The following is a 24,049-nucleotide window of genomic DNA, read 5'->3' as shown; positions in this document are numbered from 1 at the left end:
ACATTCTGGTATTTTTAATTTCATTTTTTAAATTGCAATTATATTTTTTTGCAAGAAATAAGAAAATCAAAGCATTTTTTTACATGATACATTCATGTAATCATTTTCATATTTCATTACCACTTATTTATAGTATAATTTCATATTATAGAATTTTCAATTCCGTTTTATTAAAATTAATGGATATATTTTTAAGAATTTAAAGTATTTTCTCCAAATTACTTTATAAAGCTTATTATTAAGCATAAGTAAAATAGAATTTCTAATTCTGTTTTATGCTTCCTCCTATATTTTGTTTTAAAAAATATTAATATATAAGTTGATAATATTTGCTTTCTAAAATAAAAAAAGGATTAATAAATTAATGTTGCTGTTCTTAAAAGATAAAAATAAATGTGTGCGTGGTGTTATAATCCGGAATTGTGCAGTCCATCTTTTTCAATCCATTATCAAAAGAAAAAATGTATTTTATGTGATTATATTCTTTTTGATATTAAGCATATGGATCCAGAAATGCATAAAAAGTATACGGGTGTTTCAACGGAAATTATTAAGAAGAATCTTTTAATGCTTGTAAAAGACTTGAACATTAGAGAAAAAATAATAATTAGAGTTCCTTTTATTCACAATGTAAATGATAATAAGCAGAATGTGAAGCAGCTTTGTAATTTTATGCTTGCACAAGGATTAAGGAATAGTATTAAAGGATACTGAATGATAAACTTAATCAAGAATTTGATTTAATTCGAGGGGTGGAAACTGGAAAAGTTCAGTGCAATTAAAGGTGATTTATTCTGTTTGGTGCGGTGCTCCTCGTAGGCAGCAAAAAGGATACCAACAATAACTGAGGAGGTCATTGAAAAATATGTCCAAACGGGCCAGCCCAGACTGTTTCCCTGTATCAGCGGATACAGCAGCAAGATCAGCGAGGCCACCGCCATGAGCGTGCCCAGTATATCTACACGCAACGGTTTACTCGATTTCAACTCTACAAGTACGATAGCGGCAGCAATAAAAGTACAAACTCCAATCGGAACATTTATGAGGAACACAGTACGCCAGTGAAGCTGAAAAAGATTAATTTTGATCAGAAATACTCCCACTATAGGCCCAGCAACAGTTGCCAATCCGCTGATTCCGCTGTAGACGCCAAGTGCTCCGGCACGTTCTTCAGGTGCAAATAAAACCTGAATATAAGAAAGCACCTGCGGAACCATCATCGCGGCCATTATTCCCTGGAGTGCTCTCGCAAAAATCAGGACATCAATAGTAGGGACAAAACCTGAAACAGCGGATGTAATCGTAAACCCCGCCATGCCCAGTAAAAATATTTTTTTGCGGCCCCAAATGTCCCCAAGCCGCCCGCCGGTAATGACAAACAGCGCCATTCCGAGAATATAAGCATTTGCCGTCCACTCGACATACGATGAACCGGCATGTAAACTATTTGAAATGGAAGGTATGGCAATGTTGATCACCATGGTATCCAATATGTCCATAAACGTGCCGAACAAAAGCATGACTAAGGCAAATATGCGGTGCTTGCCGTTCTTATTTTCTTCCTGCATTATCGTGTTCCCCCTATATTATTTCTGGCACCCTTCCAAAACCAACGCTGAACCGAAATCCTTTAGGCCCGTATGCAGATCTTCTCTTTCACACGCCGGCCCATTCCGCAAACCAGTAACAACAGGTACTTCTTTCACATCAAATTCCAGTACCTCAAACATGTGTTTCGTGTAATCAATATACGATTTGAACAGGTCGGCATCAGGATTCCCTTGATTAAACGAAAGAATCAATTTTTGTTTCACAGCATTTTCTTTGAAAAACGGGGAGAATCGCGGAGAAAATCGTGCAAACAGCCTGTCGGTGAATATCTTACCTTGGGCACTCATCTGCCCCATGTAAATCGGTAAGCCTAAAACAATGGCATCGGCATGCTCAAGTGCGTCATAAATTTTCTGCATGTCGTCCTTGATAACACAACCCTGATCGCCCTTGTGGCAGGCCCAACAACCACGGCATGGTTTGATATTAAGATTGCTAAAACTGAAGGTACTCGTTTCGGCGCCCTGTTTCTTCGCACCTTCGAGTATTTTGTTTACAATAAATGTAGTATTGCCTTCTTCACGCTGACTTGCGATAATTCCGATGATATTCATTCTTTTTCCTCCTTGCATATAAGATTTGTTTCTCCTTTGTTCTGCAGATTTGTTCATTGTACGATCTCCTCTCGTAATGGCATTTTTGTTTCCTTGTCAACGTAATCATTTTATCATTTTATTGTTTCCTTGTCAACATTAATATTGAAAAGGAAACAATAAGGCTCACGGATTTAAAGGCGCACAAAAATGCATCCCATCCTCAATGAGGGTGGGATGCCAGTGATTTCGTATTTCTTAATGTATTTCAATGGGACTCTGTATAACTATAGTTTATCAAATTTTATATCTACACCTAGTTTCTTTATTTCCGTATCCAAATGTATATTATACTTTTCCGCAAAGTCGAGTATAACATCAAGCTGTTTCTCGGTTACTTGTTCAAAAAAAGGTTGATCTCTATCCTTAAACTCTTTGTGCATTTCCTCATGGATATTATAAATTGCTTTTCCTTGCTCGGTGGGTTTAAAATAGACTTCTTTATTGTTATTCAGCTTCTGATAGCTTTCTATAAGCCCTTTTTTTACGAGCTTCTTAGTTAGTTTGCTTATAGCACCTCTGGTCATGTCAAAGGACTCCGCCAGCTTTGTCACATTGGAATCTTCATCTTTTCCGATATAAGCAATACAATGTATTTCAGAAGGATTATAACCCTTAAGCCTGTCTTTCATCTTAAAGCTATCAAGCCACATTCTTTTTTTAAATATATTCCATAAACCCATCATGGCCTGTTCTTCTTTGTCCATGGCCTGTCCTCCTATCTGTTGGTGTATTAACAATATTATATTAAATTTTTGTTTCTATTTCAACAATGTTAAAATAATTATTCTAAGAATTAAACTACATCAATCAACGTATTAGCATTACTAAATATTTAGTAATGCATTTGAAATTTTTTCAAATCTTTCATCAGTTATACCAAGTTTTTTTCTGAATCTTTCATCTTCCATTCTGGCAATAATTATCTTGTCAGGAGATATTTTATTGATAATATTTTTTATCCTCTGAATTGATTCTTCATCATCGTTATAACCCTTAATGATAGTAATTTCAAATATAAACTTTCCTTTGTATTGTTTATTAAAAGCAATCATATTTGAAATATATTTTGCTAATGTATACCCTTCAATAGGTCTTTGGATTTTTTGGAAGCCCTCTTCTGTTATTATTTTTAGTTCTCCAACAACTTCATCACATTTATTGGCAATTTTCATATATTCATCTCTACCTAATAAATATCCATTAGAAAACAGCCTTACAGGTAGACCTTTGCCTTTAATAAAGTTAATAATATCATCGATTTTGTCATTTACTAAGGCCTCTCCTTTTGAGTTAATAAAAATTAATTCTGGTTTTGTATTTTCTATTATGCTTTCTAGTTCAATCAATGAACTTTCTATTTTATTAAATGACTTTTGGGTATCTACCTTGTTTTGCGATCTTCCAATAGGACAAAATATGCAGTCAAAGTTGCAGTACTTTTCTGGAAGTATGTTAATTTCCAGTACTCTTTTTCCATCTTCAACATAAATATCTTTATAGCTAAAATCACCCATTACCTTATCCCCCTCAAATTAATTTATTGATACTTCTTTATTGTTAATATTAAGATTTGAGTAAAACTATACTTATTTTTACTATTTTTAAATTATATAGGTAATATTTTATGGCTTATTAAAAAGAAAATAAAAAACCCTAAGGAAATATTATAAAAATATCTCCCGGGCTTTTATCCTTCCGTGTACACAACTAAATGTGCGTTCTCTCTCGGACCAGCCAGCTGCAAACTGCGGAACCCTAGAAAACTCAAATATATAAAATTTCTTGTAACCTATAAGTTGCAACTTATAAATTTAATTTAGCATAATAGTTGATTTAAATCAAGTCAATATTTTTTCTTCTATGACTTTCAGTATCTCATATATAAACCATTTTCTTTCATATTACTTAAAATTATATTTTCATAACATACTTATTGATATTCCTAAAACTATCTTTTCTTCACGTTATCTTTTGATATTTCTACTCTTCGTACCGGCTTAGAGCTGAAGCTCGAGATGAATGCCCAGAAAAACAAGGTGGTCAGCGCAGGAAGTGCATAAAGTTACGGAGAACATGAAGGTTTACATCCATGGATGGAATTGAACAACCCTGTACTAAACAGTACGCACGGATTGTGTGAGAGGCGGCTGCTCAACGAATGGGCAGCTTCCTACTCGATTGCTGATAAGCCTTGCAAGAAAATATTCATTTAATATTATGTCAACAAATGCGAGGCAGTAGTTCTCCACCTGGCTGAGGCAGAAGCGTCTGTGAACCAATGGCTGTTTTCATAATTACCTTGCCGGGCATATCAGAGGTAACCTCACCGATAATTGCGGCGTTCTTCGAATAAGGGCAACCGTGAAGTGTCTCAATGACCGACAGAGCCTCTTCCTTTGGTACAAATACTACAAGCCTGCCCTCGCAGGCCAGATACAGAGGTTCCAGCCCAAGCATGCCGCAGATACCGGACACCTCTCCGGCAACCGGGATCTTTTCAGCATCCAGGCGTATTCCAACACCACTCTGTCCTGCGATCTCATACAGCACTGTACCGACACCGCCTCGTGTGGCGTCACGGATAACATGAATATTCTTAGTGGTATTGAACATTTGTTTAACCGTATCCCACAGAGGAGCGCAATCACTTGTGATGTTTGCATCAATGCCGAACTCATCCCTGGCAAGCAGAATTGCACAACCGTGCCGCCCTATATCACCGGTTACGATAACGGCGTCACCCTGCCGGGCCAGCTTTCCTGAAGGATTGGCACCCGCCAATATCCGACCAATTCCGGTAGTGGTAATAAAAATATTGTCCACCTGACCTTTTCCCGTCACCTTGGTATCGCCGGCCACAATCTTCACGCCGGCTTCCTTCGCCGTCTTTTCCATCGCCTCCGCAATTTGCTCCAGTTTTTCCATCGGAAATCCCTCTTCAATTACAAAGGCACAGGATAGGTAAAGCGGTTTTGCGCCCATGCAGGACAAATCGTTGACTGTTCCGCATATACTGAGTTTTCCGATGTTCCCACCTGGAAACTCATAGGGTGAAACGATAAAACCGTCCGTAGTAAATGCAATCTTCCCTGATTCTATTGGCAGGACCGCCGCGTCATCTGCAGTTAAATCCGGATTAGAAAAATGAACCTTAAATATCTGATCAATCAGCTCTGACGTCTGCTTTCCGCCTGCACCGTGAGCTAGCATAACCGTTTTATACATTTAAATCTCCTCCATACTGATAATAGGCTGAGCATGCACCCTCGTTGGACACCATGCAAGCACCCACTGGATGCTGCGGTGTGCAGCCAGTCCCAAACGCTTTGCAGTCTGATGGCCTGCATTTTCCCTGAAGTACATCGCCGCAGCGGCATGCGGGGCTGCTCCTGCCAGTGATCTTCGGTAGACTGAACCGAAGCCTTGCATCAAAACCACCATACACATCTCGAAGTTTAAGACCGGAACCTTCTATCATTCCAAGCCCACGCCATTCGGCATCGCAGGGCTCCATGACTTCTTTTATAAGCTCTTGCGCAAGTACATTGCCTTCGGGCTTCACCACCCGCGGATAACAGTTCCGGAAAAATGGCTTTCCTTTCTGACTCAACTTGATCACAACAGCAAGTGCGGTAAGAAGCTCGTCCGCAGTAAAACCCGTCACGACACCGGAGATTCCCTTTTTAACAAGCTGTTCACAGACATACGTTCCGGCAATAGCGTTGACGTGTCCCGGATAGAGGAATGCGTCAGCACTGTTCTTCAGTACTTTGTAAGCATTTGGCATCGTCTTGTTGGCACCTAGGATAGTGAAATTTTTGAGGCCCGCCATTTTAGCTTTTTTGACAGCGAGACACGCTGCCGGCACTGTAGTTTCAAATCCCACTGCAAGAAAAACAACATTTTTATCCGGGTTTTTCCCAGCGTATTCAACGGCATCCAGCGGAGAATATACCATCTTGATAGCCGCACCCTTCGGCCTGGCGCCGGCTAGACTTACCTTTGATCCGGGAATGCGGATTAGATCGCCAAAAGTACAGATAACCGCACCATGATCAAGTGCGAGCATGACGGCCTCGTCGATAAATCCAACCGGCGTAACACAGACCGGACACCCGGGGCCGGAGATCAGTTCAACGGCTTCGGGCAGGATTTTCCGGATTCCCAGTCTGAAAATTTCATGGGTATGCGTGCCGCATACTTCCATAATGCGAAGATGCCGGCCATTATAAGATTCAATAATTTCCTTTGCGGATGCATTACGATTTCCCATTAAAGCGTCTCCATAATTTTACTAGTTTCATCAGCATCGCTGTCAGTAATTTTGGCAATAGCCATTCCTGCATGAACCATAACATAATCACCGGGTTCGAGATCCTCCATCAGATCTACCGATACCTTCCTTTTGGCCCCGGACATGTCAATAACCGCCGTGTCTTCATCGATGTTGACAACCTTTGCTGATATTCCTACACACATAATTCATACCTCCAATATTTGATAATATAATTCATTTAAATACATGATTTTATTGATTTAGATGGTACATGGCGGCAACTGCCTGACCGAGCGCGATCCCGCCGTCGTTCGGAGGGATAAGACTGTGAAGCAACACAGTAAATCCATGTTCCCGCAGCCGTGAAGTACACATTTCGGTGAGGAGCCGATTCTGGAAAACGCCGCCGCTGAGCGCACACACATCAAGCCCTGTTATATCCCGGGCCTTTTCACAACCTGCCGTAATCATTTCCGCCAAGGCAACATGGAACCTATAGGCGAGCTCTTGTGTGTCTCCACCCGAAAGCACCAAATCCGTCAGATATTTCACCAGTTCATCCGTGCAAAGCACAAACCTGTTTTTTACGGAAATCAACATTCGATGGACGGCGCCGGAAACTTTTTCCGAGATATCCGGATACTGTTCACAGTAAGTCTCGGCGGCAAACTGGAGCGCCATTGATGCCTCACCCTCAAATGTTGAAATTCCCCTTATGCCGAGAATGGCGCTGACCGCGTCGAAAAGCCGTCCAGCACTGGTGGAAAGGACACTGTTGAGCTTCTTATCCGCCATCATCATCTGCACACGCATTACCTTTGGGCTGCACAGGCCCAGCGCGGAGATAACATCAGCTGCCTTATCTTGATATAGAGCGTAAAGCATCGAAACGGCAATACGCCATCCCTCCTGAGCCGAGACATCACCACCAATCTGCAAAAACGGGCGGATACTGCCGAGCCGTTCGAATCCGCCGTAAGACGATTTTAAAAACTCGCCTCCCCAGATGGTTCCGTCAGCCCCATAGCCAGTGCCGTCAAAAGAGACTCCGATCACATCATCTGCATAATCGTTTTCCGCCATACACGAAACAATATGAGCGTAATGATGCTGTATCTTCATGATCGGTAGGCCAAGTTCTCCCGCAATGGCCGTTGTGTTGTATCTCGGGTGCATATCGCACGCCACAATCTGCGGCTTTGCTTCAAGCAGCGTTTCCATTCTTTCAACAGATTCGCGCAGGGCACAGACGGTGCGTATGTCCGCCATATCTCCAACATAGGGGGACGGATAAAACAGTCTATTTTTCCCAATGCAAAACGTATTTTTCAGCTCGCCGCCAATACCAAGGACCTGTCCGTGAAAATCACTTGAGAGCATAAATGGCAGCGGTGAGTATCCGCGTGACCTCCGAATCATATAGGGTTTTCCCTGAAAAAAATCCATGACAGAATCGTCGGCTCTCAAGCGGATTTTCCGATCGTGCGACAAAACCACATCGCAGAATCCTGAGATTTCGTGTAAGACATCCTCATCACTTTTGCAAATCGGCGCACCCGATACGTTTCCGCTCGTCATTACCAGGCAGTCCGTCATTTGAACATCGTCATCATAAGTAAAGAGCAGCATCTGTATTGGCGCATAGGGCAGCATAACTCCAACCATCGGGTTATCTGGCGCAATCTGATCGCAAAGACGGCTGACTGGCTTCTTTCTCAGAAGGATGATGGGCTTTTGGGGACCGTTTAATATTTTCTCCTGCCCAGGGAGAATCATACACTCGCGTTTTACCGTGTTCAGATCATGCAGCATAACCGCAAACGGCTTTATAGGTCTACTTTTTAGTGCACGCAGACGGTTGACGGCTCTTTCATTCGATGCGTCACAGCAGAGGTGAAAACCACCAATTCCCTTGACCGCCGCAATTTTTCCATCCATTATGGCACGTCTTGTATAGGTAATCGCATCCGCACCACGCTCCGAACGTTCAAGCAGATACACCTGAGGACCGCAGTCGTTGCAGCAAACTGGCTGTGCATCGTACCTTCTGGTTTCGGCATGGGTGTATTCATATTCGCAGGCAGGGCACATCGGGAATTCTCCCATGCTTGTGCGGACACGATCGTAGGGCATGGAATCGAGAATAGTCAGCCTCGGGCCGCAGGCAGTACAATTGATAAAAGGGTGCAGATAACGCCGATTGTTTCTGTCAAAAAGCTCCTGTTTACACTTGTCGCATGTGGCAATGTCCGGTGAAACAAAAATATCTCCAACCTCTTTTTCGCTTTCAATAATTTCAAAGCTCTCCGCAGTCTTTTCGTCAGTCTTGTTTAGATCTATCTTTAAAATCGTCGATCTCTCAGGAGGTTCGTTTTTAAGCACTTTCAAAAACGCATGAAGTGCTTTGTCCGTTCCCTGTACATGCACTTCCACGTAAGATCCCTTGTTGGCCACACTTCCCTTGATGCCGAACCGGTGGGCAATTCTGCTGACAAACGGCCGGAAGCCCACACCCTGGACAATACCGTAAATCCTGATGATCAGAGAAGACATTTTCATCAATTCACTCCCTTTCTTTATACCACCGCTTTACACGGTTCATTCTTCCAGTCTGCCGGATACTGCGAAATGCGGAAAATCAATAAATTGGCCATAATAGTGCCTGAGTGCACGTTTCAAAAAACTGTCACCGATAACCACGTTATAGCCGCCGTCTTCCACAGCAGCGGCAAACTGCCGCTCGTCCGTGAGTCTGAAGTCCCCCTTCTGCTTCAAATCATCCTTCAGCATGAACCACGATGCAACCGTCACGTCGGCATCGACACTATCAAGTATTCTATTGCGTACCGAGTTTGCCAGTATTTGCTGATGGATCACAAGCACCCGTTTTCCGGCAAGTCCTGTTAACTTTTCCTTCAGATTTTTCGAAATGAGGGGACAACCTATGGTATACGGTGTCCCGAAGGTTGATCTCAGGTATTTCGCAGTTTTAAGACCAGCAGGAGATACAACCAGGTTTTTTTCTGCGGCAGAGGCGTGCTGTACACTGTCAAGACCGCGGCCCATTCCATAGCAAACGGCCCTGCCAAGGCCACTGTGCTCCACCGCCGAAGCCATAAGCTCCCCGGCCTGCAGGCTAGAAAATTCAAGCGGTGTCACTCCCAGCACGCCGACGGTGCCGCGTTTTACCGGAAAGCCCTCCGTGGCAAAGCCCTGAAAAAGTTTCAGCATGGCGCTCTCTTCCCCCTCATCATAGAGGCTGGTCCCGCTCGTCTCAATAGTAATTGCCGGAAGTCCAGTCCTTTTCTCGGCCATGCGCTTAAGTGCACGAAAATCCGTTCCTATGACCGCCGGCACAGGTGTGCCGATAATCGCCGTAAACGCTGCGTCTATCTTTGATACGGCATCCTGCAGTTTTGTAATCAACCGTTCGTCACATCCGAGTATCGCATCCATGTCCCGCAGCCCAGCACTGAAAATGGCACTTTTTTTCTGGAACCAGCGCGGCTCATCAAAGCCGCATACGTTCCCGGTACATCCACCTGCATCACAGATCACAATAAGACTTCCAAGTTCGAAGAGTACCGATACGGCTCCGGATATATCCGGAGCGAACGGCGACAGATATTTAATCATATTCATTCAGTCCTCCTTGCTAAATACTGTATCGAGCGCTTCAAAAAGTGCCGTCACACCGGCATATCCAAAGGGTTGGAGTTCCTCATTCCAGTCAACTCCGGCACATCCCGGATGATAATAGGCCGCATCTTTGCCAATGACGGCGTTTACGTTCGAATCATCTGAGTCGTAATAGAGCATGGTCGGAGAAAGATTGGAATAAATTTTTGTCTGCGGACTGAGCCGTGCAATTTTTTTGAGGTAGGCAAAATTCACATCGCCCACAGTGCCGTAGATTTCGGAAACCGCGAATCCATATCGGATTAACGCCAGTGACAACTCAAAGGGGTCGGCATTTGCCCATTCACCTACCGCGAACGTGACATTGTTGTGATCACTGCGAAATTTTTCAACTGATGCGGATGCCATATTGTAATATTTTCGGTCGTCGAAGGTCACACCCAAGGCCTGACCGAAAAGATGATACTGATTGCGTATTTTGTCCAGCTGATACATCCTTGTCAGTTCAATACTTGGGATATTCAACTTTTTTTCCATGTCCAGCACGGCATGTCTCGCCTCCTGGCTCAGCACAAGATTGAAGTTCGCCTGAGCCATGGTCAAATACTCACCAAAATCCCGGCATCGGGAAATTTCACGGATCTGATGTATACCCGCCTGTCTTAGGAGAGCATACAGCTCGCAGTCGTCCCTCAGCGGCGAAAAATATCCGATGATATTCATTGCATCCGGCTTTTTAGGGGCAGGTTTCAGCAGGGAATAAATGGACTGGCACACCGCGACCATGGGCGGTAGACGCCCCTCCCGTGTCAGTGCATACATATAGCATGGAATCACGGGAACTCCCGCATGCTCAGATGCCCTTTTGCATACACGTTCCATATCCGTTCCAAGCAGTGCGTCAACACAGGTAATGCAGATCATGACAGCCGTTGGCACCGTATCACATGCCTCACAGACCTCCTTAACTGCATTTGGAATTTTGGTCAGATGCCGCCCTGTGACAATATCAGTTTCATCCATCGTCATGTAAAAAAATCGTTCTTCATAGCCCTTTTGGCTGAGTGCAGCTGTGTTTCTTCCGCAACAGCCCGGTGAAATAAGCAGCATTACGGAGCCTGGGATGGCCAGTCCAGCACGTTTGACGCCGAAACCCTGTGCGCCCGGAGAGTTGAACGCCAGCGTTGCAGGTGAACTGTAAATCAAGTGCGTAGACGAAAGCAGCTCATCTGGTATATCGGAATACCCACGGTGCACTAGTTCTTCGGCGCTTATGTAATATGCCTTATTCATCGGTTTCTTCATCCCCAGACAATAACTCTGCCAGGTCGAAAAATTTGCAGCTTACAGGCAGTGAAGCATCCCCCTCTATGACAGTTTTCCCCATATCTTCGTATCGAATAATATCGTCACTTCTCGGAATATCCGCAACAATTGGCAGACCGACATTTAAGGCAAACGCCCGGACTTTTTCCTCCTCATGATCCACATTTCTACGATTAAATACGATGCCGCGCACCTTTGCGTAACTGCGGTCGGCAAAATTATGGACGGCGGTGTTGATATTATTTGCAGCATAAAGTGCCATTTTTTCACCGGAAGTAACGATCAGCACCTCTGATGCATACTCCTCCCGTATCGGTGCGGCAAATCCACCGCACACAACGTCTCCGAGCACGTCGTAAAGGACAACATCGGGGCGGTATTTTTCAAAAAGATCCAGATCGTTCAACAAGCTGAATGTCGTAATGATTCCACGGCCCGCACACCCGAGCCCCGGAGTCGGCCCACCGGTCTCGATGCACAAGACATGCCCAAAGCCCTCTTTTGTGATTTCCTCCAGATGATCCGGCTCTCGGTCGAATTTTCGCAAATAATCCATAACTGGCATGACCCGATTCCCGGCAAGCAGGTTGATCGTCGAATCCGCTTTCGGATCGCAGCCAATCTGGATTACTTTTTTCCCAAGAGAAGCAAATGCAGCACTTAGATTACTCGTAATCATTGATTTTCCTATTCCACCTTTCCCGTAAACAGCTATTTTTATCATATCGTTTCCTCCAGTTTCAGCTTTCTATTAATCAAATTCGGTATTTGTTCCCGGTAGCACCTTCCGGAAAATGCCTCGTGCGGCAGACTGTAAAACGATACGTCATCCGGACATATCGGCTTATAGAGAGGATCCGCTATGACACTGCCGGCTAAAGCAAACTGTCTCGCTGCATCATCCTCATTCGGAATGAGAACGTCCCCCTCCGCCGTCAGTTCTTCCGTTGTTTCCAGCGGACAGAGTACCCTGACTGATCTACCGGATTCCACCTCGATTGCACGTGCAAGCGATCCAGCAAATATGCTTTCGCCGACAACTGTCAGTCCGCCATCCGATCCACTTTTCCGCTCTGCACAGGGCACACTGCTTTTTCCACTCTTTGCAGCTCTTCTAAGTACATGGGCAAGGATGTCGGCAAACCCGATTCCAAATGGAACACCGGCAACGTATGGAGTACCGAACTGTTTTTGCAGCATTTTTGCGGTGGCAAGACCGCTGTATGACACAACAAGGTTGACATGTGCACTGCCCGCCAGGCTGATACGATCCAAATCACTCCCCATTGCCATGCAGGATACAAGCCTAAATCCACTTTCGGCGAGCCACCGTTTGATCGATTCCACGCTGCCATTTATTGAGAAGTCCAATGGTGTTGCCCCGATAATATTCACGGAGAGATCTTTAGACCTGGCAACATCTCCATGGCAAAAATACTTCACGACAGTCTCCAATGCACAGGAAGCACCGGTAAGATAGGAGTGCATGCCATTTGTGCTCAAGCCGAAGGTCGGGATACCGGTCTTTTCACCGATCACCTTGGCAATTGCCTTAAAGTCCGTCCCGATCATCATTGCCACCGGAGAACCGCATATGGCGATGAACCTCGGCGAAAGTTCCCCAGCCGTATTCACAATATCGCCAATCAATCTATTGTCGTCACCCAGGATGGCCTCCGTCTCCGTCAGTGCGGATATATAGATCATGCTGTCCAGATCATACCACCTGGGCTCGTCATGCGTTGTATATGTAGAATTGCATCCCGATGCGTCATGAATTACAGTCATTCCCCCAAGCTCAAAGAGAGCGGAGCAGACACCCGAAATATCCGCCGTATAAGTTGATATAATTCTTGCCGTCTGTCTCATAAGCAGCTCTCACACCCCAATCCTTTATACTGGATGACCGTTTTCACGTCCTTTTCGTGCAGATATGCATCGGTCATCATTTCGGCAAGATGGACGATCCCATCAAAACCGTACATTCCGCCGCCTGCCACGATATTTACAAAATGGCCTGTTTCATTGAAATACGCAGCCTTCTGGCCGATAGCCAAAACTTTTTCATCATGGCTGCCATGAGCGGCAAACCGCATCTTCGGGTGAACCGTCGAGGACAGCACAAGTTCCGGTTTATTTTCTTTCAGCCAGACAAAATCCCGCCCGTCCTCATCGAGAAAACTGTCCACATAGACTTTTTTCACCGCAAAGTCGTGTTCCACAAGCAGGCGAGCTAATCCGAGAGGACGCGGTGTCGAGGTGTAGTCGATGGCAATCGGTATATTTCCAATAATACGGTATGCGTCTTTAATCGCCTTGTCCGCTCTGTCCATGGCATCCGAGAAATCTGGCATCTTAATTTCAAGAACATTAGAAAGTTTCCTGTAATTTTCCATGATTTCTTTGTACGAATAACTCAGCGGCAGATACAGATGATTCTGTCCAAGCCTTTGACAAAGTTCCTCACCAGCAGCAAACGCTGCGGGAAGATATGTAATATTGACGGCGCTTTCCGCCATCTTCAAATAGTCTCCATAAGTTTTACAGAGTGCAATATCCCTGATCTCGAAGCCTGCGCCGCGTATTAAGGAAACAAATTCACTCGATTCATCAGTGGGCCTGTCGTTTCCGATGATATTGACATATTTTTTATTCTTCTGCACCGATCTTAATGGACTGTACAGCTGTCGGCGCATAATCTGATCCATTGTCAGTCCACTCTTGCGCATCGTGGGAGTCATATAACACTCAACAAAATCAACGCCGGGAAAACGCGTGCTCAGTTCAGTCAGAGCTACTTTGAAATCACAACCAGTAAAAAGATGGATACAGCTGATAAACACAAGCACAGCCGGTGGAAGCGTATCCATTTTATTCAGAATATCAGCCGTACCATCGACAATATTCCGCTCCATACTGCCATCCAAAAGGTCGTTCTCATGAACCGAAACCCAGGACATCCTATCCATGGCGTTCATCTCAGCCGCGGTGAGAATGACACCGCGCAGACATCCCTCGGCACAAACGAATACCTGGTGCGACTGTGGTATCAGCATCCCCGTATGCACGATGTTCCATGGTCCCCTGGCCGGTGCATTGTATTCCAGCCCGGAGAGAAACGGTGACGGAAATTCGGCATCACGTATTCTTATTTCCTCTCCGATCATACCTGCTTTTCCATTGATTTTTTTCAGCACACTGTTTCTCCTTCTCTTTTGCTTATGCATGTGCAGTATATTTTCAGAGAGGCTGCGGTATTGAGAAGCCATTTTGCTGTCTGGAAAGGCTTCGATAACTGTCTTATTCAGCAGTTCCGCATCTCGTACAGTCTCACTCAAATCAAGCGCTCCGGCGATTTCTGTATGGAAATCAGCCGCCAGTTCTTTCACCTTTTTCTCCTCGTTTTTTACGTTTCGGCGATTTAAGATCAGCCCGCCGAGAGAAGCGTAGCCACGGCCTTTAAAATCTTCCACAGCCATAGCAATATTTGCCGCTGCGTAAATCGACATATTTTCTCCAGATGTTATAATGAATACACTATCGGCATAGCCACCGTGCATGGGCATGGAAAATCCGCCACAGACCACATCTCCGAGCACGTCATACATTACAACGTCTGGTTTGTATGTTTCATATGCGCCCTTCTGGGCGAGCTTTTCAAGTGCGGCGATGATACCTCGTCCCGCGCAGCCACGCCCCGGCAAAGGTCCACCCGCTTCAACGCAGATTACTCCGTCAAAGCCGACGCATACCATATCATCCAGTGCAAAATCATTGTTATATTTTCTCACAAGCTCCAACACAGTGGGTATTTTTGTACCGCCGTGAAGGATGGCGGTGGAATCTGCCTTCGGGTCACAGCCTATCTGCATGACCCTGAGCCCTTTTTCAGCCATCGCCGCCGCCAGATTTGAAACCGTGGTTGATTTCCCGATACCACCTTTTCCATATACAGCTAACTTAATCATTTTTTCCACCTCCTGCATAATTTTTCTGCACTGAAATTATACTTCAGCGCAAAATCATTGTTATATTTTCTCACATTTCTGTTGTAGGGCAGGGATCAGAGTTTGGTACTTCCATCTGCCGATCAAAATGGTCCCCTTTTGAGAAGTCTGGAACAAAGCCGGCGGTTTGTATCCGGCCGGCAAGGCAGTGGAAGCATTCCGCTGATTCCTCACCCATACAGATTTTATTATCATAGAGAGAGTAATCTCTGCGGTGCTCCGTCGGGGAAAGGTTTGGCATAACCACGTTAGCACTTGCCTGAAAACCTTTCTCCCTGCCAATTGGGTCAACAGTACCAAGTGCAGTCGTTGCAGGAAGCAGCGATTTTGGCAACAGAAACCTTAAAAGCGAGAGCAATATCAGCGTCGTCCTTGACGAAGGTTCATAATAATTTGCGAATTGAGTGTCCTTATGCGGAATAAAAGGACCTATTCCTACCATATGAGGCTGTAAATCTCGAAGAAATATAAAATCCTCAGCCAGTGTATCATACGTCTGATAAGGTGAATCCACCATAAATCCAGAACCAACCTGATAGCCTATTTCCTTGAGATTATACAGGCACTGCATACGGTTTCTGAGACTCAGTTCAGGCGGATGAAGCTTTCTGTAATGTGCTTCGTCGGCCGTTTCATGCCGCAAAAGGTATCGATCTGCACCGGCGTCAAAAAGCCGCCTATATGAGTCTCGGCTCCTTTCTCCCAATGAAAGCGTAACCGCACTCTCAGGAAAACTGGCTTTGATGGCTGAGACAATATGGCACATCCGTTCATCGGTATAATATATATCCTCACCGCTCTGTAATACAAAAGTCCGATATCCAAGCCTGTATCCGATTGTACAACAGTTTAGGATTTCCCCATCTGAGAGTCTGTATCTGCGCGCATTAAAATTGCTTCTTCGAATACCACAGTAATAGCAGTCGTTTCTGCAGAAACTTGAAAACTCTATAAGCCCGCGGAAATATATTTTTCGTTCATAGTATTTTTCCCTGATTTCTTCCGCACGACAGGCAAGCAGAGAAAGCACCTCCGTCTGTGCATTCTGTAAAAAAAACCTCAATATTTCAGAAAGTTCCCTTTTACAGGCATTATTCAAAAAGTCAGTCAGTTTCGACGCGTCATTTGCGTCATTCAATTGAATCGTCATCGCCCACCACCTCTTCTCTGTCATTTACCATAGCGTCCAACTTCCACAGCGCCTCCGGTTATTTTGGGTAAAGTCATTACCTCCCCTTATTATAAGCTTCTGGTTTATTTCGGTTAGACAAATAATAGCCGTATCCTGACGGATACGGCTATTTCATATTTAACAGCTATATCGATCTTTCGTCTCAAAAAAATTTTGACGTCAGGCTGATATTTGTTTGATTTAATTATTAATTTGTAACATTAGAATATACCGTTTTTGCAGTAACTCCTTTAATTCGACCGATTTTCCCCGCAATAGTATTGATCTTGTCCTGCGGAGCATCAATCACGATGCTAATAATATTGATTCCCTTTTCACGATAGGGAAGTCCCATGCGCCCAATAATATAGGAACCGTATTCATGCAACAGATCATTGATCTGCTCTGCACATTCCCTGCTTTCCGCAATGATTGCGATAATGGCCACTCTTGTTTCCATCGGCACCACCTCATAATTTACCAATTCTTTTATGATATTGATTATATTTCAATTTCAGTAAAAAGTCAAATAATAAGAATACCGTTAATTAAGGTTAAGATGGAGTAAGCCCTTATAAACAAACTCCATTTACACTAAAATTTTCTACTGTATAATCCCTATATTTTATGATATACTATTAGTAATAAGAGGGTGGATTATGAATTTAGTCTGCTTAGTAAATTGTATAGTTTAAATAATAGATAGGTCTTGTCAGGGACTATCTATTATTCTTTTTGGAATTATTTATGTTTACTTTAGTACCGGATGATATTTCATCAGGTCTCAAAGTTATTTTATTTTCGATTTTAATATCTGATTTTTTATCAGATAATGCCACTATACAAATAACAGTGATTGAAAATAAACTAAAGAACAATACTAAATATCCTTCTGACATAAACGCATCACCTCTTCTTCATACGCAGACATTATTAACCATGATCCACCCATAACTAAAGAAGAGGTACCCTTATACAATTTTTCTTATTACATTTAAACTATATCATATCCCGTAATTCTATTAAAGCCAGAAACATTGTAGACAATAACAGAACTATGTGGAAAAAGATACAGGGAAAACGGATTCATCAACCTTTCACTTAGAGTCGACATCGCTGAATATAAAATAAATTCATTTCTAGAATGTATTCGTGATGAGGAAAAATTAGTTGATATAAAAACTATAAATAAAAAAATTACTACAGGAATATATCCCATAGTAATTCCAAATTAATTTTTATCATAATCCACATTGTTTTACACAAATTCGTAGACACACTAACCTACTCAGCAGGTATAACCTTCGTAATCTCAAACATATTATTCAATATATACCAATTTTGAGGGAAAGGCTGAGCCAGCGTCCAGTAACTTACTCCTCTGAGGCCGTATTCATTGACTAACCTGTACTTTGCCTGTATACTTCTCGCATCCTCAAACCAAACCACATGTTCTCTTCCCTCTTCATCCACATAATTGAAATATGGAGATTGCGCTCTCTCATCAAATTTTATCTCTGCCCCATATCTTCTTGCCCTGTTCACTGCCTCCTGATGTCCTATGCTCTCTGCAAATTCACCGCCAGGCGTATAGGGTAATGTCCAGTCATAACCGTACATGGGTATGCCCATCAATATCTTATTAGGCGGAATTACGCTCACAGCATAATTTATTACTCTCCTAACCTCGTTGAGAGGCGCTACGGCCATAGGAGGGCCTCCCGACCAACCCCATTCGTAAGTCATTATTATAACAAAGTCCACTATTCTGCCATGGGAAGCATAATCATGAGCTCCATGCCATGCACCAGAGGTTACATCATATGTTTTAGGTGCCAGTGCGGTGCCGACTACATATCCCAGGGGATGAGCTTTTGATACCAGCTTTTCAAGAAAATTATTGTACCTTTCTCTATTTGAAGGCGGAATTCTTTCAAAATCTATTACAACTCCATAATATTCTTTTTCATCCATGGTATCAATTATATTGTTTATCAAAGTATCCTGAAGGTTTTCATTGTTTAATATGGCAGATATTAAATCAGTATCAAAATTTGCACCAGATATATTTGTTACTGAAAGCAGTGGTGCTACTCTGTTATTTCTGCCGGCTTCAATTATGGTCTCATCCCTAAGAGGTGTAAGTTCACCCTGCTCAGTGACATGATGACTGAAAGGCGTTACATAGGTTAAATAGAGACCTACATTGTTCACTACAGCTCTTTCCCGTTCAGCAGTGGATGGCTGTATAAATCCATTGGTTTCAATTACACCATAATTTTTTGAATTCTCTGGTATTCTTATTACCATGCCTGGATGAATAGATGCAGGATTTACAATGTTATTTAACTGAACTATGCTGTCTACAGAAACTCCAAATTTTTGGGATATGGACCATATAGAATCACCTGGTCTAACCATGTATGCCCTTTCTGCGCTAGGGATTACAAGGGATTGCCCCACTACTAGACTTTCCTCCGGTCGAAGACCATTGACATCCACTATGCTGTCGGGAATAACACCAAACCTACGGGCTATGGACCATATAGAATCGCCTGAACGAACTACATATATATTCAAAAACGTAGTACTCCTTTTTCACTTACTATCATTAACCATTATATTCGTAAATTATATTTCTGTTCTAGAACTAATTGTAAATATTTTTACTAAAATATCTATCTCCTCTATCTGGAAATATAACTACTATATTTCCCTGCTCTATAGTCTTTGACAATTTTATTGCTCCTGCCATTGCAGCACCTGAAGAGGATCCCACTATTAATCCTTCTTTTTTTGCTAATTTCTTAACCATATCGAAAGCCTCTTCATCATTTATTTTTATAACTTTATCAACTAGATCCATGTCCATGGTACAGGGAACAAAATTGTTTCCTATGCCTTCAACCGCATAATGACCTTCCTCGCCGCCACCTAAAGTGGATCCCTCCGGATCTACCAGAACTGATTTTATATCCTTTATTTTTTCCTTTAAATATCTCGCAACCCCTGTAAAAGTACCTCCACTACCTGCTCCTGCTACAAGATAATTAATTCGTCCTTCCATATCTAAATATATTTCAGGACCTGTAGTTAAATAATGAGCTTGTGGATTATCAGCATTTTCAAATTGCTTTAATGAAATTGAGTTTGGTATACTTTCAAGGAGCTCTTGTGATTTTTCTATAGCCCCAATCATTCCCTTATCTTCAGGAGTATTTACTATTTCTGCCCCAAGTGCTTTCATAAGAGTTTGTTTTTCAACAGAAAATTTCATTGGAACTACAAATATAACTCTATAGCCTTTGTTGAGGGCTCCCAGGGCAATACCCAAGCCAGTATTACCTGCAGTTGCTTCTATTACAGTATACCCTTTCTTTAAAATTCCCCTCTTTTCTGCACTTTCTATCATATACGCCCCAATCCTGTCTTTTACACTGCCTCCGGGGTTGAAATTTTCTAATTTAGCAAATATAGACACACTGTCTTTTATATCAAAATTATTTAATTTTAACATGGGCGTATTGCCTATCATCTCTTTTATATCATTATAATATATCATGTTGTTAACCCTCCACCACATTTCACATTGCGCAATTATGCTGTTTTATTTAGAAAATTCCAATGCATTTTTCAAATCTTCTACTAGATCTTTTTTATTCTCAAGTCCTACGGACAATCTAATCAAATTATCCACTATTCCTATTTTTTGTCTTATTTCATAGGGTACTGCTGCGTGAGTCATTGTAGCTGGATGAGATATTAATGATTCAACTCCTCCTAAGCTTTCGCCCAAGGTTATAAGCTTCAATCCCTTAAAAAATTTATTTATATCTATACCCTCTTTTAAAACGAAGGATATAATTGCACCATACCCTGAAGCCTGGGATTTATGAAGTTTATATCCAGGATGAGTTGAAAACCCAGGATAATAGATCTTGTCTATTAGCGGATTCTCTTTCAAAAAATTGGCCACATATTCGGCATTCTCATTGTGCCTATCCATTCTAACAGATAATGTCTTTATTCCTCTTATTAAAAGCCAGCTGTCAAAAGGATTTAATATGCCTCCCGTTGAGTTTTGAATAAAATGAACCCTTTCTCCTAATTCTTCATTATTTACCACCAAAAGGCCAGCAATCAGATCACTATGACCGCCCAAATATTTAGTAGCACTGTGGATCACTATGTCTGCACCTAGTTTTATAGGCTTTTGAAGATAAGGTGTCATAAACGTATTGTCCACAATAGTTAACACCTTATTTTTCCTTGCTATTTCACTTATCTTATATATATCCGTTATGGTCATAAGTGGATTGGTAGGTGTCTCAATAAATATTGCCTTTACATCTTCAGTAATGCTTTCCTCTACTTTTTGCAGATCACTGGTATCCACTAGTACATAATTTAAATTGAAGTTCTTGAATATTTTATCTATAACTCTGAAAGTTCCTCCATACACATTACTGGAAACTATTATTTTATCTCCGCTTTTGAAAAGCATCAAAGCCGCCGATATAGCTGCCAGTCCAGAAGCAAATGCAAAACCTCTATATCCGCCTTCCAGATCTGCAATTAATTTTTCCAGAGCTTCTCTAGTTGGATTTCCCGTTCTAGAGTACTCATAACCGCTATTTTTGCCAAGCGCCTCCTGTTTATAGGTAGAAGTTTGATATATAGGTACACTGACTGCCCCTGTTCTTTTATCTCCATCTATTCCTCCGTGTATTAACAATGACTCAATCTCCATAATTTATTCTCCCTTCTTAATTCCACTTGCTATAAATATTCCAGTTTCAGTATATTCGCCTTTACTTGAATAGGCCTTACATTTTAACTCTGTATTTTCAAAATTTATTCCACTAAATCCTGCTTCGACAAGCCAGGTACTTATCTGTTCATTGGAAAATCCCAGCCATTTATCATGCATTTCAGTTCTTGCCCACTCTCCATTGTGCTCTTTTACATCCGCTATGATAAATGCCCCGTCTTTTTTCAAAATCCTGTAAGCTTCTTTTACTGCTTTTCTTGCATCCACAACATGATGTAATGCCATGTTTATATACACAGCGTCAATGGATTCGTCAAATAGTGGAATATCCGTTATAGATCCCTTTATTGGATATATATTTTTAATCTTTCTATTTACAGCTTCATCATGCAGCTGCTTTAACATATTTCTCGAGTTATCAATAGAAAACACCAAATTTGCACTTTCAGCTAAAACCAATGAAATAAATCCCGTCCCACATCCTAAATCCACACATATTTTATCTTCTATATTAAACTTAGAGAGCACAATATATTTTAGTTTATCCTCAAAATACTCTGACCTTATCACATTCCATTTATCTGCAATGGAATCAAAATACGATACTGAATTCATCATAATTAACCTCCTAATAAATATTAAATTAATTTTTACTCATACTATTTTTCAAATTCCGGAATTTGAAAAATAAAAAAACCTTCTGCCTCAATACAGAGGCAGAAGGTTTACTTCCGCGGTTCCACTCTGTTTATATCACATAAAATCAATTAAATTTACATGACAAAACTCTTTTTTTTATTGGTACAATCATACCTCAACGCTTTAACGGACGTTTCCGCTGAAATCTACTATCGTTCAATCCAGTACTCCAAGATGCAATTCAATTACCACCAGTTAAAGTTTCCTCACACCCGAGGGAAACTCTCTCTTATAACTTTGTGTAACCTACTCTTCCCATCATCGTAATTCTTAGTAATTCACTATGAATTAAATTTACACTCTTATAATACTATATAAATTTATTTTGATCAAGTAAAAATTACAACATAAAATTTAATTAATTGCAAATACTTCTATATTTTAATTTTATTATATACTCATTCTTATAAAATGTTACCAAATTACCCGATACTTTTATTCAATGGCTACCACTATTTTCAATCCACAACTGACAGAGAAAATACAAACTGCAAATATCAGATACTTATCTCAGAACCATTGACTTTCCTATATTGGAGATAAATTAACCTGTCCAACTGTTGACTTATCTCCAATATTTCTCCCTTGTAGAGATCCTCACTTTCAATAACCAATAAATTTAATTTTTCCCTTAATCGTTCTATTTGTTCCATAAATTTACCATCTTTCTTATAAATTCTAACAATCTTATTTAGTGTATTACTTTATTGTATAAATATTGCAATACACAAACCTTTTATAATATACCAGAAAAATACAATAATATCAAGAGTTAAAATTAACATTTTATATAACCTTTTCAAATACTTTCTATTGTATATTAACATTTAGGTATATAATATTGATATATCAAAAATATCTGACAAGGAGAATAGTATAATGAATCTCGATAAAATATTAGAACTTATTCCAAAGACAGACCTCCACTGTCACCTAGACGGCAGTTTAAGACCCGAAACTATCTTAGACATTGCATCTAAAGAAAATATACTTACTTCAGATATCGATTTAAATACTCTTGAAAAACAAGTTAAAGTTCTTGGGAAATGCAATTCTCTAAAACAATATCTTGATAAATTCAATCTACCTATAAAAATTATGCAAAGTGAAAAAAATATATACAGAGTGACTACCGAATTGCTGGAAGATGCTATTAAAAAAAATATTAAATACATAGAAATTCGTTTTGCCCCCTTTAATCATCTAGCTGGCAATTTAAAACCTGAACAGGTCATAGAAACCGTACTTTCTGCCATGGATTACGGTAGAAAAAATTTAGGGATCATGTCAAATTTAATACTATGCATCCTAAGACAGGAGTCCCCTCAACTTGGGATAAAAGTTGTTGAATTAGCTAAAAAATACTTTTCCAGGGGAGTAGCTGCCATAGATCTTGCAGGAGATGAGACAAATTTTCCTCCAGAAATTCACAGTGAATCCTTTAATTTAGCAAGAAAATACGGCATTCACCGTACAATCCATGCAGGCGAAACGGGTATTTCAGAGAACATATTAAAATCTATAAAAATATTACATGCAGAGAGAATAGGCCACGGCACTTATGCATATAAAGACAAAGAAACCCTTAAATATCTGATAGAGCATGAAATTCCTCTCGAAGTATGTATAACCAGCAATGTGAATACATCTGCCGTAAATTCCTACAGAGAACATCCAATAAAGAAATACCTGGATGAGGATATTATGGTAACAGTAAACACAGACAATATCACTGTGTCAAACACAGATATAATTCAGGAATTTAAATATCTTGTAAAATACCAAAATTTCGATTTCAAAGATATAAAAAAGGTCACTGAAAATGGAATAAATTGTTCTTTTGCCTCTGAAGAAGACAAAAACAATTTGAGAAATGACTACTATTCTTTTATAAACAATACAAAAGCAATTGACAGTTAACAGAAAAAATAGAGCACAAATATCAAATAATGG

At 41.4% G+C, this 24,049-nt stretch carries 22 protein-coding genes, 1 pseudogene, 1 riboswitch and 1 other annotated feature; of the genes and pseudogenes, 2 read left to right on the top strand and 21 right to left on the bottom strand.

From position 1 onward, the window contains the following. Positions 1-501 precede the first annotated feature (501 nt). Positions 502-714 (top strand): hypothetical protein, encoded by a 213-nt coding sequence (locus LN736_RS08540; RefSeq protein WP_229981339.1) that lies wholly within the window; start codon positions 502-504, stop codon positions 712-714. Positions 715-740: 26 nt separating this feature from the next. Here LN736_RS08540 and LN736_RS08535 read toward each other — a convergent pair whose 3' ends face one another. The 21 genes and pseudogenes from LN736_RS08535 to LN736_RS08435 all read right to left on the bottom strand — a co-directional run bounded on the left by LN736_RS08535 (position 741) and on the right by LN736_RS08435 (position 22,749). Then, positions 741-1,568, bottom strand: a complete 828-nt coding sequence (locus LN736_RS08535; RefSeq protein WP_229981338.1) for an MFS transporter — start codon at positions 1,566-1,568, stop codon at positions 741-743. An 18-nt stretch (positions 1,569-1,586) separates the two neighbouring features. Continuing rightward, on the bottom strand, positions 1,587-2,165 hold the full coding sequence (locus LN736_RS08530; protein WP_229981351.1) for a flavodoxin family protein: 579 nt from the start codon (positions 2,163-2,165) through the stop codon (positions 1,587-1,589). A 266-nt stretch (positions 2,166-2,431) separates the two neighbouring features. Further along, positions 2,432-2,911, bottom strand: a complete 480-nt coding sequence (locus LN736_RS08525) for a MarR family transcriptional regulator (protein ID WP_229981337.1) — start codon at positions 2,909-2,911, stop codon at positions 2,432-2,434. 120 nt (positions 2,912-3,031) lie between these two features. After that, complete coding sequence (locus LN736_RS08520; RefSeq protein ID WP_229981336.1) at positions 3,032-3,721, bottom strand: radical SAM protein; 690 nt, start codon at positions 3,719-3,721, stop codon at positions 3,032-3,034. A gap of 160 nt (positions 3,722-3,881) precedes the next feature. Continuing rightward, positions 3,882-3,977, bottom strand: a riboswitch (guanidine-I (ykkC/yxkD leader). 450 nt (positions 3,978-4,427) lie between these two features. Next, the gene (gene hypE / locus LN736_RS08515) at positions 4,428-5,432 is read right to left on the bottom strand and encodes a hydrogenase expression/formation protein HypE (protein ID WP_150358014.1); all 1,005 of its coding nucleotides are present in this window, start codon (positions 5,430-5,432) and stop codon (positions 4,428-4,430) included. Next, positions 5,425-6,480 (bottom strand): hydrogenase formation protein HypD, encoded by a 1,056-nt coding sequence (gene hypD / locus LN736_RS08510; RefSeq protein ID WP_229981335.1) that lies wholly within the window; start codon positions 6,478-6,480, stop codon positions 5,425-5,427. Before hypD ends, hypE begins: the two co-directional genes overlap by 8 nt. Then, positions 6,480-6,686, bottom strand: coding sequence for a HypC/HybG/HupF family hydrogenase formation chaperone (locus LN736_RS08505; RefSeq protein ID WP_150358016.1), 207 nt, complete (start codon positions 6,684-6,686; stop codon positions 6,480-6,482). Before LN736_RS08505 ends, hypD begins: the two co-directional genes overlap by 1 nt. Positions 6,687-6,735: 49 nt before the next feature. After that, a complete protein-coding gene (gene hypF / locus LN736_RS08500) occupies positions 6,736-9,042 on the bottom strand; it encodes a carbamoyltransferase HypF (RefSeq protein WP_407647124.1) in 2,307 nt (768 codons plus the stop codon). A 39-nt stretch (positions 9,043-9,081) separates the two neighbouring features. Then, a complete protein-coding gene (locus LN736_RS08495) occupies positions 9,082-10,125 on the bottom strand; it encodes a nitrogenase component 1 (protein WP_150358017.1) in 1,044 nt (347 codons plus the stop codon). Beyond that, complete coding sequence (locus LN736_RS08490) at positions 10,126-11,415, bottom strand: nitrogenase component 1 (protein WP_229981334.1); 1,290 nt, start codon at positions 11,413-11,415, stop codon at positions 10,126-10,128. Beyond that, on the bottom strand, positions 11,408-12,172 hold the full coding sequence (locus LN736_RS08485) for a nucleotide-binding protein (RefSeq protein WP_150358019.1): 765 nt from the start codon (positions 12,170-12,172) through the stop codon (positions 11,408-11,410). The genes LN736_RS08490 and LN736_RS08485 overlap by 8 nt, the downstream gene beginning before the upstream one ends. After that, positions 12,169-13,317 carry a nitrogenase component 1 gene (locus LN736_RS08480; protein ID WP_179977803.1) on the bottom strand — a complete coding sequence of 383 codons (1,149 nt, stop codon included), beginning with the start codon at positions 13,315-13,317 and terminating at the stop codon, positions 12,169-12,171. The genes LN736_RS08485 and LN736_RS08480 overlap by 4 nt, the downstream gene beginning before the upstream one ends. A gap of 1,358 nt (positions 13,318-14,675) precedes the next feature. Beyond that, positions 14,676-15,416: pseudogene (locus LN736_RS08475) on the bottom strand (nucleotide-binding protein); the annotation flags it as partial. 70 nt (positions 15,417-15,486) lie between these two features. Beyond that, on the bottom strand, positions 15,487-16,605 hold the full coding sequence (hydE, locus tag LN736_RS08470; protein WP_229981333.1) for a [FeFe] hydrogenase H-cluster radical SAM maturase HydE: 1,119 nt from the start codon (positions 16,603-16,605) through the stop codon (positions 15,487-15,489). A gap of 229 nt (positions 16,606-16,834) precedes the next feature. Next, positions 16,835-17,086 (bottom strand): TM1266 family iron-only hydrogenase system putative regulator, encoded by a 252-nt coding sequence (locus tag LN736_RS08465; RefSeq protein WP_150358023.1) that lies wholly within the window; start codon positions 17,084-17,086, stop codon positions 16,835-16,837. Positions 17,087-17,345: 259 nt separating this feature from the next. Beyond that, entirely contained in the window at positions 17,346-17,525 is a 180-nt protein-coding gene (locus LN736_RS08460; protein ID WP_179977805.1) for a hypothetical protein, read from the bottom strand. A 385-nt stretch (positions 17,526-17,910) separates the two neighbouring features. Further along, on the bottom strand, positions 17,911-19,206 hold the full coding sequence (locus LN736_RS08455) for a LysM peptidoglycan-binding domain-containing protein (protein ID WP_229981332.1): 1,296 nt from the start codon (positions 19,204-19,206) through the stop codon (positions 17,911-17,913). 70 nt (positions 19,207-19,276) lie between these two features. Beyond that, on the bottom strand, positions 19,277-20,188 hold the full coding sequence (locus tag LN736_RS08450; protein WP_229981331.1) for a PLP-dependent cysteine synthase family protein: 912 nt from the start codon (positions 20,186-20,188) through the stop codon (positions 19,277-19,279). Between the two features lie 45 nt (positions 20,189-20,233). After that, a complete protein-coding gene (locus tag LN736_RS08445) occupies positions 20,234-21,376 on the bottom strand; it encodes a trans-sulfuration enzyme family protein (protein ID WP_150358027.1) in 1,143 nt (380 codons plus the stop codon). Positions 21,377-21,379: 3 nt separating this feature from the next. Continuing rightward, positions 21,380-22,012, bottom strand: coding sequence for a class I SAM-dependent methyltransferase (locus LN736_RS08440; RefSeq protein WP_179978317.1), 633 nt, complete (start codon positions 22,010-22,012; stop codon positions 21,380-21,382). A gap of 94 nt (positions 22,013-22,106) precedes the next feature. Then, positions 22,107-22,367: a binding site (T-box leader), on the bottom strand. 226 nt (positions 22,368-22,593) lie between these two features. Next, on the bottom strand, positions 22,594-22,749 hold the full coding sequence (locus tag LN736_RS08435) for an aspartyl-phosphate phosphatase Spo0E family protein (protein WP_150356886.1): 156 nt from the start codon (positions 22,747-22,749) through the stop codon (positions 22,594-22,596). 226 nt (positions 22,750-22,975) lie between these two features. Here LN736_RS08435 and add point away from each other — a divergent pair, with 226 nt between their 5' ends. Then, on the top strand, positions 22,976-24,016 hold the full coding sequence (gene add / locus LN736_RS08430) for an adenosine deaminase (RefSeq protein WP_150356887.1): 1,041 nt from the start codon (positions 22,976-22,978) through the stop codon (positions 24,014-24,016). The last annotated feature ends 33 nt before the right edge of the window (positions 24,017-24,049 follow it).

It is taken from the genome of Clostridium aromativorans, assembly GCF_020908015.1.
GTDB classification, from domain to species: Bacteria; Bacillota; Clostridia; order Clostridiales; family Clostridiaceae; genus Clostridium_B; species Clostridium_B aromativorans.
Note: the sequence above shows the minus strand (reverse complement) of the source record. Positions and strands in the feature narration are given on the sequence as shown.